The organism is Spirulina sp. CCY15215, assembly GCF_016888125.1.
In the GTDB taxonomy this organism is placed as follows: Bacteria; Cyanobacteriota; Cyanobacteriia; order Cyanobacteriales; family Spirulinaceae; genus CCY15215.
Map to the genome: position 1 here is coordinate 1 of NZ_JACSWA010000133.1, position 286 is coordinate 286.

Sequence of the window (286 nt, forward strand, 5' to 3'; positions counted from 1 at the left end):
GTTGAAAAATTGGCGGATGAGGTGTGGTTAGGGGTGAAATGCCAATCGAGCCTGGAGCTAGCTGGTTCTCCCCGAAATGTGTTTAGGCGCAGCGGTTGAGAGATTATTTGGGGGGTAAAGCACTGTTTCGCTGCGGGCTGCGAGAGCGGTACCAAAGTGAGGCAAACTCAGAATACCCAAGTAAAACTCAGCCAGTAAGACGGTGGGGGATAAGCTTCATCGTCAAGAGGGAAACAGCCCAGACCACCAGCTAAGGTCCCCAAATAATCGCTAAGTGATTAAGGAG

The 286-nt window shown here is 51.0% G+C and carries 1 rRNA gene; it reads left to right on the forward strand.

What is annotated here, in order from left to right:
• Nucleotides 1-286, forward strand: a 23S ribosomal RNA gene (locus JUI58_RS27475); the annotation flags it as partial.